At 43.7% G+C, this 21,657-nt stretch carries 16 protein-coding genes; 15 read left to right on the top strand and 1 reads right to left on the bottom strand.

The window, feature by feature from the left end:
- Nucleotides 1–54 precede the first annotated feature (54 nt).
- On the bottom strand, nt 55–543 hold the full coding sequence (locus tag ACL9RG_RS08405) for a hypothetical protein (protein WP_422792143.1): 489 nt from the start codon (nt 541–543) through the stop codon (nt 55–57).
- Nucleotides 544–667: 124 nt separating this feature from the next.
- On the opposite strand from ACL9RG_RS08405, the gene ACL9RG_RS08400 reads away from it, so the two are divergent.
- From ACL9RG_RS08400 to ACL9RG_RS08330, 15 genes are all read left to right on the top strand, one after another.
- A complete protein-coding gene (locus ACL9RG_RS08400) occupies nt 668–1,363 on the top strand; it encodes a DUF1963 domain-containing protein (protein WP_422792142.1) in 696 nt (231 codons plus the stop codon).
- Nucleotides 1,364–1,491: 128 nt separating this feature from the next.
- Nucleotides 1,492–2,076 carry a hypothetical protein gene (locus ACL9RG_RS08395; RefSeq protein ID WP_422792141.1) on the top strand — a complete coding sequence of 195 codons (585 nt, stop codon included), beginning with the start codon at nt 1,492–1,494 and terminating at the stop codon, nt 2,074–2,076.
- A gap of 1,296 nt (nt 2,077–3,372) precedes the next feature.
- Nucleotides 3,373–3,969, top strand: coding sequence for a LuxR C-terminal-related transcriptional regulator (locus tag ACL9RG_RS08390; RefSeq protein WP_422792140.1), 597 nt, complete (start codon nt 3,373–3,375; stop codon nt 3,967–3,969).
- 541 nt (nt 3,970–4,510) lie between these two features.
- Nucleotides 4,511–5,941, top strand: a complete 1,431-nt coding sequence (wbaP, locus tag ACL9RG_RS08385; protein ID WP_422792139.1) for an undecaprenyl-phosphate galactose phosphotransferase WbaP — start codon at nt 4,511–4,513, stop codon at nt 5,939–5,941.
- Between the two features lie 179 nt (nt 5,942–6,120).
- Nucleotides 6,121–7,269, top strand: a complete 1,149-nt coding sequence (locus ACL9RG_RS08380; RefSeq protein WP_422792138.1) for a polysaccharide export protein — start codon at nt 6,121–6,123, stop codon at nt 7,267–7,269.
- Nucleotides 7,266–7,700 (top strand): protein tyrosine phosphatase, encoded by a 435-nt coding sequence (locus ACL9RG_RS08375; protein WP_422792137.1) that lies wholly within the window; start codon nt 7,266–7,268, stop codon nt 7,698–7,700. Before ACL9RG_RS08380 ends, ACL9RG_RS08375 begins: the two co-directional genes overlap by 4 nt.
- A gap of 22 nt (nt 7,701–7,722) precedes the next feature.
- A complete protein-coding gene (locus tag ACL9RG_RS08370; RefSeq protein ID WP_422792136.1) occupies nt 7,723–9,894 on the top strand; it encodes a polysaccharide biosynthesis tyrosine autokinase in 2,172 nt (723 codons plus the stop codon).
- Between the two features lie 293 nt (nt 9,895–10,187).
- On the top strand, nt 10,188–11,348 hold the full coding sequence (locus ACL9RG_RS08365) for a glycosyltransferase (RefSeq protein WP_422792135.1): 1,161 nt from the start codon (nt 10,188–10,190) through the stop codon (nt 11,346–11,348).
- 104 nt (nt 11,349–11,452) lie between these two features.
- On the top strand, nt 11,453–12,439 hold the full coding sequence (locus ACL9RG_RS08360) for a glycosyltransferase family 4 protein (RefSeq protein WP_422792134.1): 987 nt from the start codon (nt 11,453–11,455) through the stop codon (nt 12,437–12,439).
- Nucleotides 12,440–12,697: 258 nt separating this feature from the next.
- On the top strand, nt 12,698–13,945 hold the full coding sequence (locus tag ACL9RG_RS08355; protein ID WP_422792133.1) for a hypothetical protein: 1,248 nt from the start codon (nt 12,698–12,700) through the stop codon (nt 13,943–13,945).
- An 8-nt stretch (nt 13,946–13,953) separates the two neighbouring features.
- Nucleotides 13,954–15,603, top strand: a complete 1,650-nt coding sequence (locus tag ACL9RG_RS08350; protein WP_422792132.1) for a right-handed parallel beta-helix repeat-containing protein — start codon at nt 13,954–13,956, stop codon at nt 15,601–15,603.
- A gap of 164 nt (nt 15,604–15,767) precedes the next feature.
- Nucleotides 15,768–17,231 (top strand): lipopolysaccharide biosynthesis protein, encoded by a 1,464-nt coding sequence (locus tag ACL9RG_RS08345; protein ID WP_422792131.1) that lies wholly within the window; start codon nt 15,768–15,770, stop codon nt 17,229–17,231.
- A gap of 156 nt (nt 17,232–17,387) precedes the next feature.
- Nucleotides 17,388–18,809: a mannose-1-phosphate guanylyltransferase/mannose-6-phosphate isomerase gene (locus tag ACL9RG_RS08340; protein ID WP_422792130.1), complete on the top strand. Its 1,422-nt coding sequence runs from the start codon at nt 17,388–17,390 to the stop codon at nt 18,807–18,809.
- Between the two features lie 15 nt (nt 18,810–18,824).
- Nucleotides 18,825–20,204 carry a phosphomannomutase CpsG gene (gene cpsG / locus ACL9RG_RS08335; RefSeq protein ID WP_422792129.1) on the top strand — a complete coding sequence of 460 codons (1,380 nt, stop codon included), beginning with the start codon at nt 18,825–18,827 and terminating at the stop codon, nt 20,202–20,204.
- Nucleotides 20,205–20,472: 268 nt separating this feature from the next.
- On the top strand, nt 20,473–21,627 hold the full coding sequence (locus tag ACL9RG_RS08330) for a glycosyltransferase family 4 protein (RefSeq protein ID WP_422792128.1): 1,155 nt from the start codon (nt 20,473–20,475) through the stop codon (nt 21,625–21,627).
- Nucleotides 21,628–21,657: the final 30 nt, after the last annotated feature.

Below are 21,657 nucleotides of genomic sequence, written 5' to 3'. Positions count from 1 at the left end.
TCCATAGTCATCATTGCTTCAATATACGCATGACGAAGAAGTTTACTTCAATCACTATTCCCTAAACCAAACCCTTTGCACATAATTCGAGTCGTCGATGACGCAAATTTGCTCACCCGATTGCGTGTGCATGATGCGTTCAACGATCGGAGAAGCACACGCTTCCTGATAATTAATTGGGTACTGTGCACTATCGAAAAAGCGCCGCAAGTGGGGTTTTAGTTTTTCCGTTAACGTTGTATCGGGGCTGTATATATAGAAAGTGACGATATCTAATTGGTCGGTCAGGTCGCGATAGCAATCCACAATCAAGTAGCTGTTGGCGTAGATTGCCGAGTTAAACACGACAATATCCCCGCTCCCGACAGCAATCTCATCAAAGTAAAAATCGCACAGATCGCAGAGATTGATCTTTATCTGCATGGTGTCGAGAGCTGCCTGTAAATCTGCGTTAGGTAAAAACAGACCTTCTTCAGCAAGAACATAAGTCCAATCTGTCATTGATACGCTGAGCGTAAAAACCGTTGTGGATATCGTCATCATCTCTCCTTAAAAACGAAGTGTTTTGCCTCTGGGATAATACCCTCTTATATTGGGGGATAAAGCGGACAATAGCGTAGATCAAAACCTTTGGAAGCTTTTCATATAAAAGAGGAAAGAGAACAATATGGATATCGCAGAGATTCAACGTCGTTTAGCCAAACCGGCTGCCAAATTGGTGGCGGGGGGTTTTAGGCCGACTCATCAGCTTGAGGAAAGTTGGTTTGGGAAGGTGTTTCTTTTTCGTCAGGGAGAAGATGTACCACAGAATGATAAAGGGAAACTGATGATTCCTTACGCTCAGTTTTATCTGCCTGCGCTACCGCTTATCAGCCCTCTGCTAGAGAATACCCGTGTGCTCACGCTGTTTATCTCTGAACAGCTTCCACAGCCTCTAGAGAAGATGGGCTACAACTGGGTGATCCGGGAATACGGTGATAATGATGTGCTTATTCGTCAGGATTCCTCAGCCGAGCATATAACACTCAAGGCGTTCCCCTTGCGAGCGGAATATATAGCCGCAGATTTTCCGCTGTGGGATGGTGGAGGTGTGTCGTGCGAGTTAGAACGTGAAATCCTCAAGCTGGAACAAGCTAAAGAGATCGACTCTTATTACGATATCGTGACACATCAATATGGCCATAAAATTGGTGGGTATCCTTCCTTTTGCCAGTCAGGGGTCGATGTTGGGGAGGATTTTGAGTTTGTGTTTCAGATCTCCAGTGATGAGAAAATCAATCTGAATGTGGTTGATAGCGGCAGTCTGATGTTTTGGAAAAACAAACGCTCAGGAGAATGGGCGATGTATTATGATTTTTACTAGAAATCTTGTGGTCTACACCTAAAATAATTGCGGTCGCATCAACGCGGCAAGTGACCACAGGCAATGCAGAAGCCGCTTCAAGTATGGCGGATAGGTAAAACGAATAATGTAACGGGACGGAGCCTAGATTGTACTTTCGTAAAAAGAGATTGATGGAGCGTATTTTCACCAAAAATAACGGTTTTGTTGTGGTGTGTTTCGCTTTTCTTGCTGCTTATATCGCCTATCTTGGCTGGTCATCGAGTATTTCTCACAGGGTTGTTTTCTTCCGGTCGTTTCCGGCATTTGCCTGGACGCTAACTGTTTCCTTAATTGGCGGCCTATTTTTTGCCTGGCGGGGATTTTACTATCGACCAGTGGGCAAAACAGCCAAGCATATATTTGAAATGTTCTTCGGCGGCTGTGCATTGCTCTTCGTTTTAACGATGAATATGTTCGATGTGTATGTTTATCTTTTCCCAAAAGAAGTAACCAGTTATGTCACCGACTATGATATCTCCTTCCCAGGTCCCTCGCGCGGAAAAAACGGTCGATGTGAGGCGGGGTTATGGATTAAAGAGCGCCATACTTCTCGCTGGATACAACTATGTTCATCTAAAGCTGAGTTAGCAGTAGGGGAACATCATAAGCAAGGGATGGATGGAGTATTGGTGACAGCTAAAATCAATAGTATTGGTACTTACATCATAAACTACGAATTTACCTACAAGTAAAAGCCCTGATGCAAATTTAGAAAGAAAGACCGAGACGAGCTAATGGCGTGAGCTATTAACTTTTCGTTGCAACACTGTGATCCGCGCTAGCAAACATGGGGAAATTAATATCCTCAGTATAATTACCAAGGGTAACTATATTTATCATTTTTTAATGAAGATTTAATTCCTTAATTCGGCAATGTTACATTGACTTACTTATTTTAAGATTTAGCCTAATTTTAATTGCGCTATCCATATAAAATCCTCGTCTTGATTAACGCACTACGTAATGAGTAAGAGCATAATAAAAACTTATAACCCAGTCACCATGCGGCTTGGTGTTATGGTATTTCCACATGACATTACTAATCCATCGGATTTATCGTATATCAGTAAATATTTGCTTACCGGTTATTTAAACACTTAATGGATGAAGCAGCGCTTGCATCGCGTTGTTGTAGACGTATTTCCTTCAAGGATTTCTATTCTCTTTAATGCTGATGATTTTATCCGCTATTTTTAGTTTTAGTTATCGGGATGTTCTTACCATACAGTGTTCTCAGTAAAAATCTCGATATTTTGGCCAAAATCACATCTTTCCATATCCACAAAATCTACATTGAAGCCTGTTTTCATCGTTATGGTGTCTAAATTGTTTGTATTTTGATCATAAAACCCTAATGCACGGCAAGAGGAAAGAAGAAAATACACCTAAAAGCTAAATAGCATCAATGCATTGCCACATTCTGCATGTAGTTTCTCCCCTTCCTGGATTATGTGACGACTTTGCTGGTTTTTGTTGAATGATTTGTGAATCCTAGCGCAATTTTGAGTATCAACTACCAGCAAAGTAAAAAAAAACGCTTAAATTTTTATTTGATTAGAATATTGATACGATAAATCTTAAATAAGTAGATATAAATTCCGAATTATTTTTGTGAAATAAACCGTTTAACTTAGGTAGGAATACTCTTAGATTTTCAAATAGCGTCAATAATATGTAAACAAGACAATAGATATTTTGGCATATTGTAAAGAATGGAAGTGGGAATATGCTTAGCTTTTTATTGCGTTGCGCCTATAGGATATTGCCTAATTGATTGGAAAAAGCTATCGTTTCCGAGAGTTAGCAGCGAGAAAAACGATTTGAAGAGTTAGTGCCGCGTATTATTATTCGTAACATCAAGAGAAAGAACGAAATTGAATAGATCAATTTAGAAGTCTATATTTTATTTTTTTTGGGAAAATTCTTATTTCTTATTATCAGAACGAGAGATAAGGGAATTGTATTTTACATACAACTTAGGTGGTTTAATGTCTCGGATAGTAATCTGGAGTGAGTGCCAATTTGCCAAATTCGCACTGCAAAAAATTATCTCGCAAAGACTTCCGTATATTAACGATATCGTGCATTTTAGTAAGAATGAGGGGGTTAAATTATCGTCTAATGACTATCTCATCATCGATCCGTCTGGTTGTGGTTTTCACAAGTGCTATAACTTTTTGAAGGAATATGAAGATGTACTGGATCCTGAAAGAATCCTTATATTTTCATCTATGGTTGACATGCTGATGCTGCAGCTATTTTTCAAGAAAACCTTCAAGTTCCTTGATAACAAAAAGAACATAACAGAAATCATTAATGTTATTGAACAGTTTGTACAGCTTGAAAATATTACAACCCATTCGAAACCTTATAACATTACAAAAATGGAAGGTAAGATTTTGGTGATGATGATGTCTGGGTTGTCGGTAATGAATATTTCGAACATTTTAAAACTGAGCGTGAAGACGGTCAGTGTGCATAAATGCAACTCATTAAGGAAAATAGGGATTGATGCCAGTAGGAGTTCTACTTTGTTCTTCCTGCAAGGCCATAACGTGTTTTCGAAGGATGAGATTCAATATTAGTAATATGTAATAACGCTTTCCTGACAAAAAATGAACGAATAAATAAAATCCTCTAACCAGGGGCCGATTGCTAATGGGCATTTTTTAAGCTTTAAAAGTGAGAGAAATTGTCCAGTTTGTATGCGGAAATTTTTGCTGTTTTCTAATGAATTTATTATTACGGTGGTTATGGCTCTTAGAGCCATTATTACCTTTATTCTCGTTTGGAATTTTTATGAAATGTAAATCATAAGAATAACACATGGATGTTTATGGTTATAAAGTTAGCAGTGAACATATTTTCTAAGTAATTTCTTAATGATATTTATTGTCTTTTTTTTGAGTAATTATTTTTACTCAAAAGTACAGGGTTATTGTTTTTTTATGCCGGCAATGTGGATAGCCGTAAATCATAGGCGGTAGCCTGCCTGAGAGTTTTATAAATTATAAGTTGATGCTGGTGTGAGCCGATAAAGGATATCAGCGTCTTATGTTAAACCTTATAAGTATTGCTTAATCTTATTATAAGAAAAGCAATGGTTGCTTTTTCATAAGAGGGAATATGAAATTTCTCAACAAAAGTCTCGTGTCCACCCTATTGCTAGCATTATCGGATTTACTCAGTTTTTCGCTTTCAATTTACTTAGCGAAATGGGTACTTGACTTGGTTAGTCCTGATTTTGAAAAGCATATATCACATGATCAAATCGTTGCCTGGTTTACGTTGCATTGGGTATTAGCCTTCGGCTGTGTCGGCTTGTTCTATTTTCGTTTGCGTCACTATCACCATCGCAAAACGTTCTGGTATGAACTCAAAGAGATTATTCGCACCTTATTAATTTTTGCAGTGATTGAGATTGCGGTTGTTGCCTTCGCTAAGTGGTATTTCTCCAGCTCGCTTTGGTTGCTTACCTGGGTATTGATGTTGGTATTAATGCCAGTCGCCAGAATCATTACTAAGCGTATTCTTAACTCTTTTGGCTTATGGCTGCGTGACGCAATTATTATCGGCACCGGACCGAATGCCAGAGAAGCGTTTAAAGCGATTAAAAGTGATAAACACGTTGGTCTGCGAGTCGTTAACTTTATCTCGACTGAGGAAGAGGATAAGCCAGGAGATGTCATTGATGGCGTACCGATCCTTATTGCGGATGAAAAGTGGTTGAGTACCTACGGCAATAAGAGAACGCAATTTATTGTCTCGGTAGAGGCGCTGCAAGGAGAGATACGTAATACCTGGCTGCGACTGTTTATGATCAACGGTTATCGCTATGTTTCGGTTATCCCGACGCTGCGTGGCATGCCGCTTGATAACACTGATATGTCATTTATTTTTAGCCACGAAGTGATGATTTTCCGCGTTCATCAAAATTTAGCGAAATGGTCTTCTCGCGCGGCGAAGCGAGTCTTTGACATTGTCGTCTCTTCTATTGCGATTTTGATGTTATCGCCACTGCTGTTCTATATCGTGTCCAAGGTTAAAAAAGACGGCGGACCGGCAATATATGGGCATGAGCGTATTGGTCAAGGAGGCAAATCCTTTAAATGCCTTAAGTTCCGCTCAATGGTCACCAACTCAAAAGAAGTGTTGGAGAATTTGTTGGCGACTGACCCAGAAGCACGTGCGGAATGGGATGAAACCTTTAAATTAAAGAATGACCCGCGGGTAACACGCATTGGCGCTTTCCTGCGTAAAACCAGCCTGGATGAATTACCGCAGTTATTTAATGTGTTAAGAGGAGATATGAGTTTGGTGGGGCCTCGCCCAATTATTACCGCTGAACTTGAACGTTACTCCGATGAAGTTGATTACTATTTGCTGAGTAAGCCTGGAATGACCGGACTTTGGCAAGTCAGTGGTCGCAGTGATGTTGATTATAAAACGCGTGTCTATCTTGATGCGTGGTATGTGAAAAATTGGTCAATGTGGAACGATATCACCATTCTTTTTATAACAATTAACGTTGTTCTGAACCGAGATGGTGCGTATTAATTCCCACACTACTTTTATGAACTCCCCATTTTAAAACCATGTGCATCGTGATCTTACACAGGCCACGATGCCTAACGTTGCCACTTTTATCGCCGCATTATGAAAATCGCGACTGCCGGACAAATGTGAATATCAGATTGGCCGGCAGATATTCATTTGACCTGAAAGTAATGTGACCCATGAAAAAAAACCTTTTTAAGATTTCTACACTGGCATTAACGCTAGCGTTATTGAGTGGTTGTACCATCATTCCAGGTCAGCACTTGACGACGACCGGTAAAAACGTTGTGAAAGAGGAAGACAGTAATTACGAAATTAACAAGCTGGTTAATGTTTACCCACTGACTCCTCGCCTTATCGATAAACTTCGTGTGCCGACCGTTACGGCACAATCAAATCCACAATTGGATGCGTTGCTCCAAAAATATCAATATCGTATTGGCGTTGGTGATGTCCTCACGGTCACCGTCTGGGATCACCCAGAGTTAACTACGCCAGCGGGACAATATCGTACCGCGGCGGATGCCGGTAACTGGGTCAATGCCGACGGGTCGATTTTCTATCCTTACATTGGCAGAGTACAAGTCGCGGGTAAAACGGTGTCAGAAGTGCGTGAAGAAATCACCCGACGTCTGGCAACCTATATTGAAAGTCCGCAGGTTGACGTGAGTATTGCTGCCTTCCGCTCACAAAAAATTTATGCCACCGGTGAAGTCTTGAAATCGGGCCAGCAGCCAATCACCAATATTCCTCTGACCATTATTGATGCGATCAACAATGCCGGTGGATTGGCACCAGACGCTGACTGGCGTCATGTGGTGTTAAATCACAACGGAGTAGATACCCGTATTTCACTGGAAGCCTTGATGCAAAAAGGCGACTTGACCCAGAACCGTCTGCTTTACCCAGGCGATATCTTATTTGTACCGCGCAATGACGATTTGAAAATCTTCGTGATGGGTGAAGTGGGCAAACAAAGCACGCTCAGAATGGATCGCAGCGGTATGACTTTGGCCGAAGCATTGGGTAGCGCCGATGGTGTGTCTCAAGACCTGTCAGATGCCTCCGGTATCTTCGTTATCCGGCCAGTGGTCGGTACCACTAGCGAAGGCAAAATCGCCAACATCTATCAGTTAAATGCTAAAGATGCGTCGGCGATGGTGATGAGTGCTGAGTTCCAGCTCAGACCTTATGACATTGTTTACGTCACGGCGGCACCAATTGTTCGTTGGAACCGTGTAATCAACCAGATGACCCCAACAATCAACAACGTGCATAGCCTCATCGATTCTAGCCGTGAAATCCGTCAGTGGATGCCAGTGCAATGATCGACTCAATCCTAGTTATCTGCACGGGGAATATTTGCCGCTCGCCTATCGCCGAGCGGCTGTTACGGCAAGCGCTACCGGATAAAAAATGTGACTCGGCGGGAATGGGGGCGTTAGTCAACCATTCTGCCGATCCTTCCGCTATCGAGGTCATGGAAAATCACGGCTTGTCGCTCGACAACCACTTAGGCGTGCAGTTTACGGCTGAGCTAGGCCGCAAATATGACCTGATCCTGGTGATGGAGAAATTGCATCAGGAACAGATAAGCCGGATATCTCCGGAAGTTCGCGGGAAAACCATGCTGCTTGGGCACTGGATGGGGCAGACAGAAATACCTGACCCTTATCGTAAAAGCCAGGAAGCGTTCGAAGCGGTATATCAGTTAATTGACCAGGCCTGTCAGTCTTGGATGAAAAAGCTGAGCGGTTAAATCCATGAGGGAAAACCTAAATATGTCATCAGTTATGTCAAAAAAAGTGGCCTCTTCAGATTCAGATGAAATTGATTTAGCGCGCCTGTTTGGCGAACTTCTCGATCACCGTAAGCTTATTATTAGCCTTACCGCCGTGCTGACCGTACTGGCCATTGTCTATGCATTGTTTGCCACGCCGATTTTCCAGGCCGATGCCATGATTCAGGTCGAGCAAAAGCAAGGCAACGCCATTTTAGAAAGCTTGAGTCAGGTATTGCCGGACGCTCAACCATTGTCTGAACCAGAAATCGCGTTATTACAGTCGCGAATGATCTTGGGGAAGACCGTTGATGATCTAGATTTGCAGATTGCGGTCGAGCAAAAGTACTTCCCTTTATTTGGTCGCGGTTGGGCCAGATTAACCGGGAAAACGCCTGGTCAACTCTCTATTAGCCGTCTGTATTTGCCGGATTCTGATACCAGCCCTCATGTGGTCGTGACGGTGGTGGATAAAACCCACTATCTGGTTGACGGCGATGGTTTCCAACTCAAAGGTGAAGTCGATAAGTTGGTGACCGGGCAGGGGATATCGATTTTCATCGATCAGATCCAGGCGCAGCCGGGGACCCGTTTTGACGTCTATTATTCGAGTCGTCTGAAGACCATCAACGATTTACAGAAAACCCTGCTGGTCGCCGATCAGGGCAAAGATACCGGTATTCTTAACCTGACGTTAAATGGTGATAATCGCGAGCTGGTTGCTGCTATTTTGAATAGCATCAGCCAAAACTATCTGGACCAAAATATAGCCCGTGAAGCGGAGCAAGATGCAAAAAGTCTGGATTTCCTGCAACAGCAATTACCGCAAGTTCGTGCACAGCTGGATGCATCGGAAGACAAGCTCAATGCTTACCGTAAACAAAAAGACTCGATCGATTTGTCGATGGAAGCGAGATCGGTATTGGACCAGATCGTCAATGTTGAAGCACAGCTCAACCAATTGACCTTCCGTGAAGCTGAGATTTCTCAGCTCTACACCAAAGATCACCCGACCTATAAAGCCTTGTTAGAAAAGCGCCAAACTTTACAGCAAGAAAGAGTTCGTCTTAACAAAACCGTTGCGGCGATGCCAAGTACTCAGCAAGAGGTTGCCCGTTTAAGCCGCGATGTAGAATCGGATCGTGCGATTTACATGCAGTTGCTTAACCGTCAGCAAGAGTTAGGTATCGCTAAATCGAGTGCGATTGGTAACGTGCGTATCATTGACCACGCGATTACCGAAATTAAGCCGGTTAAGCCGAATAAAATACTGGTAGTGATTATTGGCTTTATTCTGGGCGGCTTCCTGTCAGTCGGTATCGTGTTGGTGAAAGCCTTCCTGCACCGTGGCATTGAATCTCCTGAGCAATTAGAGAATATCGGCGTTAACGTTTATGCCAGCATCCCAATCTCGGAATGGCTGGTGAAAAACAGTACCAAGAAAAACGGCGATAAGTTCAAATCGAAGAAGATCAACTCGCCACGTTTCCTGGCCTTGGATAACCCAGCGGATCTGAGTATTGAAGCGATTCGTAGCCTGCGTACCAGCCTGCATTTTGCGATGCTCGATGCCACCAATAATATACTGATGATTTCGGGGCCGAGCCCAAATGCGGGTAAGTCGTTTATCAGTACTAACCTGACTATCGTGATGGCGCAAGCGGACAAAAAAGTCCTGCTGATCGATGCCGATTTACGTAGGGGCGTGGCGCATAAAACCTTAGGGACTCAAAATCAGAGCGGGTTGTCTGATTTGATCATGAAAGGATTAAGCATCGAAAGCACGGTGCAAAAAATCGAAAGAGGGGGCTTCGACTTTATCAGTAAAGGTGGGCTTGTCGCCAACCCAGCAGAACTGCTGATGCACTATCGCTTTGCCGAGTTGCTAACCTGGGCCAGTGAAAACTATGACCTGGTCATTATCGATACCCCGCCAATTCTTGCTGTTACCGACGCGGCAATTATTGGGCGCTATGCGGGTACCAGTATCCTGGTCGCACGCTTTGAGCAAAGCACCGTTAAAGAAGTCGAAGTCAGTATTCGACGCTTTGAACAAAGTGGCGTGGAAATTAAAGGTTGTATCCTTAACGGCATCGAAAAGAAATTCAGTAGCTACTACAGCTATGGATATAGCCATTATGGGTATGACTATAAGGATAAGAAGACCACCTAAATACCCTTCATCCTTCGAGTTGCAGGGGCGTTGTCTGCCCCGGCAACAGTAGAGATCAGTCTTATACCCAAAATAATTGGAGTTGCCTCAAGGCGGCAAGGGAATGACAAATCAGTCTGGAACTGATTTGCACAGCGCTTTGCGCTGGCCCACAGGGTGAGCCCCAAGGATGGGGCTCATAATCCCGATGAGCTTACTCTGGTAAGTGATTCGGGTGAGTGAGCGTAGCCAACGCGGAAGCAGCTTCAAGTATGACGGGTATATATGGCATGAAATGACTAAGGTAGCGCGTAATGAAAAAAATAATAATCGCTTGTCGGGCATATTATCCAGACGTTGCCGGTGGTGGTGAAATATCGACAAAGACCTTATCTGAAACACTGGTCGCACTTGGGTTTGATGTCACGGTCATTGCAATCAGTAACAGCAATAAAAAAGAAGTGGTGGATAACGTCGCTGTTCACCGCGTGGCATATAAAAACGTTTATTGGTCTTATGAAAATAAAAACATGGGCCCGATAAAAAAGATTGCCTGGCATGTTATCGACTCGAACAATGTGCTGATCGAAGGTGAATTAAAGCGACTGCTCAAAGAGATTAAGCCCGACATACTGATCACCAGTACTATTGAAGATGTTTCTTCGGTGATCTGGAAGGTGGCTAAGGCACAACACATCAGAACGGTGCATATCTTACGTAGTTATTCCTTGTTATGTCCGAATGCCAATATGTTTAAGGAAGACAACTGCAATACGCGCTGTGGTTTATGTAAAGTCATTACCTTGCCGAAGAGAATTAACTCTAAATATGTTGATGACGTGGTCGGTATTAGCCATTTTGTCGCGGATAAACATATTGAAAATGGTTACTTCCCTAATGCGAAAAAGCACGTTATTTACAACATATGTTTAGACTACGTGGCAGACGAGCGGGTATATAACGGCTTCGCCACTAAAAAGATAAAAATAGGCTATCTGGGCAGGGTACATAAAACCAAAGGCATCGATCTTATTTTTGACGCAGTCAGTCAACTCGATAGCCAGCAAAAGGCGATGATTGAGATAGAGGTTGCCGGAACCGGCAGCGAGGATTACATCAGCGAGCTGAAAACATTGGCGGCAAAGCAGGCGGTGACCTGTCATTTTCATGGTAATAGAAAGGCCAATGAGTTCCTCGATAGCTTGGATTTATTAATCGTCCCTTCAAAATGGAATGAGCCATTTGGACGAGTACTGATCGAAAGTATGGGGAGAAATGTCCCGGTAGCGGCTAAAACGGTCGGTGGTATTCCTGAGATCCTCTCTGAAAATACGGCATTTTTATTTGATGACGCAGAAGGACTCACTCAGGTTATTAATAAATATTTACGCAGTGAAATTGCTTTTAACTTCAATTTAGATGAGTTTAAAACCGATAATATCATTAGAAAATGGGATGTATTACTTTCTAATTGATTTTACCCACCGTATTTCAGATGACAGGCAATATGTTGACTGCCCCTCTGCCTGTATGTCGAAGTTTATTGGGTTTATTTTAAGGTATAGCGTGGGGAAACATAATGAAAAAGATAGTTTTCGATAAACGTTGGGAAGGAAGTCATGGTATTGGCCGTTTTTCTTCAGAGATCACTAAAAGAATAAAGTTCGATAAATATATCGATGCGAAAGTGAAACCTACCAGCCCTATTGATATCTTTGTCACGCCTTGGTATCTATTCTTCAACAGAAGTATTTATTTCACCCCAGGATTCAACGCGCCTTGGTTGTTTGTTAAACGTTCTATTTTAACGGTTCACGATCTTAATCATGTGGATACGCCTGGAAATTCCAGTTTTTTAAAGAAAATATATTATAACCTGGTCCTGAAAAGAGGCTGTAGAAAGTCCCTGGCAATATTTACCGTTTCTGAGTTTTCAAAGACAAGAATTGTCGATTGGTCAGGCGTCGACCGTAATAAAGTCGTCGTAGTCGGCAATGGTGTGTCGAGCGAGTTTTCTCCTGACGGTCCAAAGTATCAGCCGGGTTATAAATATATTTTGTGCGTCAGTAACAGAAAAGAACACAAAAACGAAGTGCTGCTGATCCGCGCATTCGCCAAAATTGCGCGTTCAAGCGATGTAAAATTGGTATTTTCCGGTAGTATGACGCCAGCCCTGTCTGAGTTAGTCGATAAGTTAGGCATTAAAAAGCATATTGTCTTTACCGGATTTATTAAGGACAGCGAACTCCCTAACTACTATCGCGGTGCGACAGCGCTGATTATGCCTTCACTCTATGAAGGATTTGGTTTGCCGGTCATTGAGGCGATGGCCTGTGGTATCCCTACCATTGCATCCTCGACGACCTCATTAGGTGAGATTGCTGCGGGGGCATCATTGCTGGTTGACCCGACAGACATTGATGATATATCGCAGGCAATCGCAAAAATTGTCACTAATGCCGAATTAAGAAAAGAGTTAAGTGAAAAAGGCTTAGAACATGTGAAACAGTTCACATGGGATAACACGGTAAGAAAAATAGAAGAAGTCGTAAAAAGAAGTAAATAGATATATTTATGTGTAATAAATATAGTCTACTTGTTTTTACGCATATTCTTATTTAAATAAAATGCATGAGAGTGCTATGATTTTTTAGTCATAAACTCTGCCGAGTTATTGCGATATATATTTGAAATAATTGGCGTTGCGTTAAAGCGGTAAGCGGATTCACCACGGTAAGTTGGCGGGTGATCGTGGGCTGAGATGCAACGTCAAATATGACAGGTATAAGTAGACAACCTATCAAGTTAAACGTCAGAGACCATTATGATTAAGTTGTTCTTATTTTATTTATTAACTGCTCTGTATTACAACTCATATAGGTATATTTTAAAGATAAACAATGCGAGAACGTCACCAACTTACTCAGATACGCCATCTTGGTTGTCCGGTGGAAAATACATCATCATATTGTTTATTTTTTGTTTGATACTTTCATTGCTTGCGATGCGCAAGAAAAAAAATAACTATTCAAATAATCCAACGGTATTCAGTGCTAAGAATAAAAAACATGCTACCTATGTGATGTTTTTTCTGGCTTTTTACTTTTACTCCATTGTCATTACTGGCATTACGAGTGATTTTTATGCCTTTGAAGCAACGTTTTTCTTCCCGATATTTATCTTTATCTTACTAGGGGACTTTGACCGCCATGCTTTCTTCAATAAAGTCTTCAATTTTTTAAAAGCTTCTGTCTGGATATTTTTGATCGTCGATATCATTCAGTATCTGCTGTTTTATTTCTTCAACCGATTACCTGCGCTGGCTTATGAAGGCTCTGTCTCTGTCCGCTTTGGATCATTACAGGATGACCCCAACGGTTATGCCTTCCTGATGTCATCGTTTTATTTTGTTGGCATGTATTATCGTGGCATTGCCCGATTTATGTTTTACTCATTGTTTGTCGTTAACCTTTTACTGACGATTAGTTTTACCGGTATGGCCGCAGTGCTGCTTGCTATTGCGATTGTGACGTTATTAAGCTCAAAACTGACCTTTAATAAACTCATCTTGTACTGGTCTTCACTGGTTGTGGCGGTGGCCGGTGTGATAGTGATCTCACAGTTGCCATTGGTGCAAAAAATAATCTCCACCAAACAGGGCTCTATCGATCAGCATGCCAACTTATTCAGTGCATTGACCGGTATCGGTGTGTCGGATGTGTTTGGCTTTAATCCCGTGGGTTGGATTGCCGAAAGTGCGTATGTGAATATATTGCTCAACTTTGGTGTGATTGTAACCTGTGTGATTTATTTTTTGGTTGCGTCTATTCTATATAGTTATATTCGATATCTAACAAAAGTTAAGCCAGATTATAATCGGTTGAAGAAAGAGCCGGTGTATATTCTAGGACTTTGTGCATTCTCGTTCAGTTTGTCTATTTTTATTGGCGGCGTGAATTTACCTCTTGAAGTCGTTTTCCCGGTAAATGCATTGTTCCCCTTTTTCTTATCTCTGCTTTGTATCATTCCAAGTTATCGCTATGCCTTGGATAACGCTTATCAATCTGAATGAGTATGAATATGATCGAATTAAAGAGAAGAAAATTGATTACCGGGGCGCTCTCTTTTTTAGTTTATGCCAACTGTCATAAAGCGATGGCCAAAATGACCGGGTCAGCACCCGGCATACAATTTTCCGATGTGAATGCGTTGCGAAACTCACAGCAGCTCAATGCCGCTGCCGTTATCGTGTTAAATGAATACACGCAGGGAAGCGGCAAAGGCGGGGGTTCCTTCAAGGTAGATCCTAGCGATACCACCACTCAGGATGACGGCGGATACTGTTTTGTTAACCAAAGCCAGCAGCGATTAAAACGAATTTGCGCCAACAACAGTATTGCTGCCAGCAGTTTCGGGATGACGGGACAATCCGCCGATAACACCAGCGCCTTCAAAAATTTTATGAAGGTCAATCTGGATAAAGTCATCGATGTGAATATCTACACCGGTGGGGTTGCCCAGGTGGCTAACAATACCCGCGTATCGGCGACGAATAACGCGACTATTTTTGCTACTGCCGATATTTATCATGATAAAGGCCGGACCAAGAACAATCAGGGACAGACGTTAGAAGTCGGCGACAACTGCCATCTTGAAAACGTCAAAATTAACGGTATGGGCTATAAGAACAACGGCTTCTTAGTCGATAGCCGTAGCAACGTGGTGATAAAAAATTGCCAGGTCAAAAATGGCAAAGGGCAGGCGCTGCTGGACATCATGGGGCAAAATTGTACCTATGATGGCAACACGCTCAGCACGTCTCAGCATGGTATTCAGTTATGGCTATCCAAGGGAACGGTCGTCACCAATAACACTATTTTCCAGGTTACCGGTGGAATCTGGACCGCCTGTGCTTCCAATGTCTCTGTCACCAAAAACTACATTCACGACTGCGCCGATGTGGGCATCGATTGGGAAGGGGGAAACAACTGTACCTCCGACAGCAACAGGGTTGAACACTGTGCGAATGGCGAGCTAGCTGTGTTTGCTTCAGGTCGCCAACTGCTGAAATACAATGTGCCAATGGGCAACCTGTACCATAAAAATAATACTGTAGTCAGAGGCGGGCAGTATCTAAGCCGCGATGGGACGACAAAAACTAACTCTCTCGGCGATGCCGGCGCCTGTATGATTTATGGCAACCTTGATGAACATTTGATTGGCCCTATTGTTTTTGAAGGGAATATTATAAAAATTGAAGACTCAAATGAAAAATCAGTGAGATGTTTTTCATCTCGGGGCAGTGCAGGAAGCGATGCCAATATTATTTTCAAAAACAATAAATTCACCTCTTACTCATCAGATATGGGGCAGTTGCGGAATTTAAATAACGTACAGTTTACCGGCAATCAATTCTCCTATGCGGGGGCGTCATACAAACCGACTGCTACGGCGTTCCAAAATATTAATCATTTAAGCGTTGTCTCTAATACGGTGACGATAAATAACAATCAGCAGGATACGCCGCCGTGGATGTTATATCACTGGGCTGAAGGGAACAATAAGGTTGAAATAACCAATAATACCTTCACTGGTTTTAAAAGTTATGCCTTTGTTATCAATAATCAGAATGAAGCCTCACCCGCGGTGATTAAAAATAACAATTTTAAACAAAAGGATAATTCAACAGTGAGTGGCAAAGGTTATTTGGTTAGAGGGATGGATAACTAAATTTTATGTGCGGCACAGGGATGTGCCGAGATTCTATATTTGACTGCCTATCAATATATTGTTGTCAACGCTTCACACTACTCCATACATTTTTTTGTGAAAATAAAATGTATCACGGGTGATGATAAATTATTAAATCCTTTAAGATAATGAAAGGTGCAACTTTGAAAAGTAACGACAATAAAAAAGGCCCCAGCATTGTCTCTGGTGCAATTTGGTCTGTGCTGGATAATACGGCTTCACAAATCATTACTTTTGTCATATTTATTATCCTGGCGAAACTGGTCACGCCGGGTATCTATGGCATGCTCAGCGTCTCTTTATTGGTGACCCAGTTCTTCCGTATTTTTATTTTTGACAGTATTGCGACCTCGATAATCAGAAAGAAAGACCCGACATCGGTCGACTACAACTGCTCATTTTTACTCTGTTTTTTACTCTCGTTACCGGCTTTCTTAATCGTATTCGTTGCCGCACCTTACGTAGAGTCTTATATGAACGTGCCGGAGCTCTCCAATGTGATCCGCGCGACAGGCATTATTATCTTAGTCAGTGGCTTAACCCGAACCCACGAAGCCTGGTTGATGCATAACCTGATGTTCCGCTCATTAGCGATACGGTCGATTATCTCTATCTCCATCGGCGGTATTGTCGGGGTTTATCTGGCCTATCACGGCCATGCGGTGGCCAGTTTAGTGGTGCAGCAGGTAGTGACGTCGTTTATCTCTCTGGTGGTGCTATGGATAACCACGCCGTGGAAACCGCGGCTGAATTTTTCTAAAACCTCGATTAAAGAGTCGTTGGCCTATTCCAAACATGTGGCATTGAGCAACATCACCTTTTTTGTGAACCAAAGCTCTGACGTCTTCTTTGTCACTTATTTTCTGGGTAGCACTGCGGCGGGGATCTACTCGGCCGGTAAACGCATCGTCAACACCTTAAGTCTGGTGCTGACCTCGGCATTAACGCGCGTTTCTTTACCCGCATTCTCGCGTTATAAAAATGACATCAACGAGTTTGGTAAAAAATATCTGCAGGCGACCTACTTTACCGCGCTGGTGACTGCTCCGGCCTTTATCGGTTTAGCAACATTATCCCACGATGTGACTTACCTGCTGTTAGGGGATAAGTGGATGTCATCGGTACCGATCATGCAAATCGTCAGCGCGGTGGGCTTTATTACCGCGATTGGCAATTACAATCAGTCGGTGATATTTGCCCGTGATAAACCCGAATGGCAGGCCAGACTGGCGCTGTTCACGGCGGTCAGTAACGTGATTGCTTTCTACTTCTTCGTCAGATTTGGTGTGGTGGCGACCGCGTTAATCTTCTCGGTGCGAACCGTGCTGCTTTATCCGGTCTCAGTGTGGTGCGCGCTGACGCTGCTGAATTTGAAATTTAAAAACTACATTGTTGAATTAATTGTCCCGGTACTGTGTTCCCTACTGATGTGTTTGTTAATTGTTATTATTCAACAGCACTTTATTTTAAGTTCAACCTGGCTTGGGATGATAGTTAAAATAGTCGTCGGTGCTGTGTTCTATACGCTGTTAATTCTGTTGTTCTCATCATCAAAGAAAAAAACAATGATATTTGGTCTGGTGAGAAAAATTGCCAATGCGAATTAATTAATTCGTCGGTTTATCAATTTTTGGAAGGGGGCTACAGGGAATATATTCTTGTCGAGGCGTAATAACGTTGTCATCTCATTAAGAAAATCGTCAAAGAGTTGTGCCATTTACATCACATTTACTTTTTAAGTCCAATTTCTTGAGATAAATATCATGATACTTCCAGTAATTATGGCCGGCGGTACCGGCAGTCGTTTATGGCCGATGTCTCGCGAACTTTATCCTAAACAATTCCTGCGTCTATATGGTGAAAACTCTATGTTGCAGGAAACTGTTACCCGCTTAGAGGGATTAGAAACCAGCGCGCCATTGGTGATCTGTAATGAGGAGCACCGTTTTCTGGTTGCTGAGCAATTACGAGAAATCAATCAGCTGTCTAATAATATTATTCTCGAGCCGGTAGGGCGTAATACGGCGCCAGCGATCACCTTAGCGGCATTAAGCGCGGTGAAACATGGCGGTGACCCATTATTACTGGTATTGGCCGCTGACCATGTGATTGAAAATCAGGTGGCGTTTCATCAGGCGGTAGAAAATGCCATTTCTTATGCCGATCAGGGCAAATTAGTGACCTTTGGTATTGTGGCGACCGGACCTGAAACGGGATATGGCTATATTCAGCGTGGTAGTGAGTTAAGACTGGGCACCGATTCTGCCTTCAAAGTGCAGCGCTTTGTTGAAAAACCTAATCTCCCGACGGCACTGCAATATCTCGAAAGCGGCGAATATTACTGGAATAGCGGCATGTTCTTGTTCCGTGCCCAGCGTTTTCTCGATGAGATGGCGCAATTTCGCCCGGATATTCTCGCGAGCTGCAAGCAGTCTTTCGACAAGGCCGAGCTGGATGCCCAGCAAGATTTCATCCGTGTCGACAAAACTTCCTTCCTGGCCTGTCCTGACGAGTCGGTTGACTATGCGGTGATGGAAAAAACCACCGATGCGGTGGTGATCCCACTCGACGCGGGCTGGAACGACGTCGGCTCGTGGTCAGCATTGTGGGAAGTGAATGACAAAAATACCCACGGCAATGCGCTTAATGGCGATGTGTTCACCCATAACACCAGTAACTGCTATATCCACACCGAACAAAAACTGGTGGCGGCGATTGGCGTAGAAAACCTGGTGATTATCGATACCAAGGATGCGGTCCTGGTGATTGATAAATCCCAGGTGCAAGACGTCAAGAAAGTGGTCGAGTTCTTAAAGACTAACGATCGCAGCGAACATCGTATCCATCGTGAGTCCTATCGACCGTGGGGCCGTAATGACAAAGTGGTGAGCTCACCGCGCTACCACGTTAACCGTCTGACCGTAAAACCCGGTGGTGTCTTCTCACAGCAGATGCACCATCACCGCGCTGAGCACTGGGTGATCCTGTCCGGTACGGCCAAGGTTACGCTGGACGGCAATACCTACCTGCTGACAGAAAACCAGTCAACCTTCATTCCTATTGGTGCCCAGCACATGCTGGAAAACCCAGGGAAAATCCCGTTAGAACTATTGGAAATCCAGTCGGGCTCCTATTTGGGCGACGACGATATTATTCGAACAAAAGATCATTATGGCCGCTGCTAATTCGGGGAATAAAAAATGACAGACAAACTGACTTGCTTTAAAGCGTATGACATTCGCGGAAAATTGGGCGCGGAATTAAACGAAGACATTGCTTATCGTATTGGCCGCGCTTATGGCGAATATTTAAAACCGAAGAAAATTGTGTTGGGCGGCGACGTGCGTTTAACCAGCGAGGGATTAAAACTTGCGCTGGCTAAAGGCTTACAAGATGCGGGTACCGATGTGATTGATATTGGTCTGTCAGGCACCGAAGAGATCTATTTTGCCACCTCTTATTTAGAAATTGACGGCGGCATTGAAGTCACCGCCAGCCACAACCCAATGGACTATAACGGGATGAAGCTGGTGCGTGAGGCGTCTAAGCCTATCAGCGGTGATACCGGCTTACACGATATCCAACTGCTGGCTGAAGCCAATGATTTCCCTGCTGTAGAGCGCAGCAAGCGCGGTTCTTATCAAAGCACGTCGGTGCTGAAAGCCTATGTTGATAAACTGCTGAGTTATATCAATTTAAGCAACTTTACTCGTCCACTAAAACTGGTGCTTAACTCTGGCAACGGTGCGGCAGGGCATGTTGTGAATGCCATTGAAGCACGATTCAAACAAGCGGGCGTGCCGGTCGAGTTTATCAAGGTGCATAACCACCCGGATGGCAACTTCCCGAACGGTATCCCTAACCCATTGCTGCCAGAGTGTCGCCAGGACACCACCGACGCGATTATTGCGCATAATGCCGATATGGGGATCGCCTTTGACGGCGATTTTGACCGCTGCTTCTTGTTTGATCATCAAGGTAATTTCATCGAAGGCTACTATATCGTTGGCCTGCTGGCCGAAGCCTTCCTGGAAAAACACCCGGGTTCATGCATCATTCATGACCCGCGCCTGAGCTGGAATACCATTGATATCGTTAATCAGGCGGGCGGTACGCCGGTGATGTCAAAAACCGGCCACGCATTTATCAAAGAACGCATGCGTCAGGAAGATGCAGTGTACGGCGGTGAAATGAGTGCTCACCACTATTTCCGTGATTTTGCCTATTGCGACAGCGGCATGATCCCGTGGCTATTAGTGGCCGAGCTGTTACTGGTCAGAGGAAAATCGCTACAGGAATTAGTCAGCGATCGCATGCTTGCTTACCCAGCATCCGGCGAGATCAACAGCGTACTACAGCAGCCGAAAGAGGCGATTGCTCGCGTACTGGCCGTGTATGAAACCGACGCGTTGAGCATCGATCACACCGATGGTATCAGCATGGAATTTGCCGACTGGCGATTCAACCTGCGTAGCTCGAATACCGAACCTGTGGTGCGTTTAAATGTCGAATCCCGCGCCAATGTGGAATTGATGCAAGCCAAGACAGAAGAAATCCTGCATCTTCTGCGCAGAAAGTAAAACCCGAATTATTTTCAGAAAATTAAGTGATTCTCCCGTAGCGCGACGTCATTCAACGTCATAAAAGTCATCAATGAGTAAGTAAAAGCATTGTATTAATTCATAACCTGCGCCCTCTTGTTATGACATTAAATAATGAAATTACAAACTCGATATTTTAACTGATTCTATTAACTAATAACTAATAGCTAATAACCACGTCACTCGGCGTGGTTATTAATATTTTTGCGCGAGCATGCTTGATGCTAAATAATAGGAGGACTACACAATGTCACATGACGTAAATGTGGGTATTGTTGCTGACTGGTTGGTTTCATTTGCCGGTTCAGAGAAAGTTATCGCGGAGTTTATCCATTTATTCCCGGATTCAGAGCTTTATTCAGTGGTTGATTTTCTTTCTGATAACTCCCGGAAATTATTTAAAGGTAAACACGCTACCACCTCATTTATTCAGCGTTTACCGAAGGCAAAAACGAAATATCAACAATACCTGCCTCTTATGCCGCTGGCGATTGAACAACTTGATGTCACCAAGCATGATGTGATCCTCTCGAGCAGTCACGCCGTGGCAAAAGGCGTGTTAACCGGCCCGGATCAGCTGCATATCAGCTATGTGCATTCTCCTATTCGCTATGCCTGGGATTTCCAGCACCAATACCTGAGAGAATCAGGTTTAGATAAAGGTTTGAAAGGCAAGTTAGCCCGCTGGTTCTTACATAAAACTCGCCTGTGGGATTACCGCACGGCCAACGGTGTAGACCACTTTATTGCTAACTCGCAGTTCATCGCCCGCCGTATCAAAAAAGTCTATGGCCGCGAGGCTGACGTGATTTATCCGCCGGTCGACGTGGAACGCTTTACCCTGCAGGAAACGAAAGAGGACATCTATTTAACCGCTTCACGCATGGTGCCCTATAAGCGTATTGACTTGATTGTGGAAGCCTTCAGCCAGATGCCGGATAAAAAACTGGTGGTGATCGGCGACGGTTCTGAAATGGCAAAAATCAAAGCCAAAGCGGGCCCCAATATTGAGATCCTTGGCTACCAGCCGGACGATGTGATGCAGGATTATATGCGTCGCGCCAAAGCTTTTGTCTTCGCCGCTGAAGAAGATTTCGGCATCACGCCGGTAGAAGCACAGGCTTGCGGCACCCCGGTGATTGCCTTTGGCAAAGGCGGCGCGCTGGAGACGGTTCGACCTTATGGCGTGGATAAACCCACCGGCGTTTTCTTCACTGAACAAACCACGCCGTCGGTTATTCAGGCAGTGAAGCAGTTTGAAGACGTCAGCGAGTTTATTCTGCCGCAAGATTGCCGTGCTAACGCATTACGTTTCTCCGCCGAGCGTTTTCAGCGGGAGTTGGGTGAATATGTTCATAGCAAGTGGCAACAGTTTAATGAGCGTAAGGCCATCGTTTATTGAAAATGTGTTATATCACTCACCATATACATT

The sequence above is a fragment of the Rouxiella sp. Mn2063 genome (assembly GCF_049319665.1).
Classification (GTDB): Bacteria; Pseudomonadota; Gammaproteobacteria; order Enterobacterales; family Enterobacteriaceae; genus JBMOUD01.
Note: the sequence above shows the minus strand (reverse complement) of the source record. Positions and strands in the feature narration are given on the sequence as shown.